Source organism: Bradyrhizobium glycinis (assembly GCF_016031655.1).
In the GTDB taxonomy this organism is placed as follows: domain Bacteria; phylum Pseudomonadota; class Alphaproteobacteria; order Rhizobiales; family Xanthobacteraceae; genus Bradyrhizobium; species Bradyrhizobium glycinis.
This window is the reverse complement of record NZ_JACCHQ010000070.1, coordinates 1-816: the sequence shown is the minus strand read 5'-3', so window position 1 is coordinate 816 and position 816 is coordinate 1. Positions and strand designations below refer to the sequence as shown.

The window sequence follows — 816 nt, the reverse complement described above, 5'->3', positions numbered from 1 at the left end:
CGACGCTATTGATCAGCGCAAGCCTCTCGGCAAGATCGGGATACTTGCGGATCGAGGCGACCAGAGCCTTGAGTTCGGCGCTCTCACGTTGCTCCAGGCGAGCGATATCCTCATGCCAGAGCTTGTTGATTGCCACGTTACGGCAGCTCTCGATCCTGTTCTTCAGGCGCGCGATATCCTCGCCGATCTGATCGATCATGGTCAGTTGCTCGGCGAACGACAGCAATCGAGGATCGGGTGCGGCGTGGATCTTGCGCACCGCCGCGGTACAGACTGCAATAAGAGCGGCATCAATCTTATCGTTCTTGGCCCGCCGCGAGTGGAATTTGGCATAGGCCCGGACTTGAGCCGGCTGGAACACCACAACCACAAACCGCTTGCGCCGCAGCTCGACGACGACAGGCTGCTCGTAACCGCCGCTCGCCTCGATGCCGATGCGTCTAACGCGGTGTTGTCGTAGCCAAGCCAACAAAGTCGCATGACCTTCCGGCGTGTTTTTCACCTGCAGCTGCTCGCGGCGGCCCTCGATCGCCACGTCGAGCTTCCGTTTGCCGGTATCGATCCCGGCACAGATCGTGGTATGCTTGGCCATCTTCGTCGATCCCTCCCTTGTGATGCGAACCTAAAGTTCGTTCAACCATTCGGGTCCCGATGAAGTGCCGATCGCGATCTCGCTACGTCAGACAGCCCTCAAGGCTTCGATGGGTACCGATCCGATCGAACGGCGACCCAGCTCGGGCGGCTACCCGGGCTGGGCCATTCCTCACGGAACGGCTCATTATAGGCGATCGCGCTAATACAAGGATGGGTAGAGCG

At 59.7% G+C, this 816-nt stretch carries 1 protein-coding gene; it reads right to left on the bottom strand.

Features of this window, described 5'->3' with window-relative positions; genetic code table 11:
* Positions 1-592: IS110 family transposase (locus HZZ16_RS36915; RefSeq protein WP_197955764.1), on the bottom strand; the 592-nt coding region annotated here is incomplete at its 3' end.
* Between the last annotated feature and the right edge of the window lie 224 nt (positions 593-816).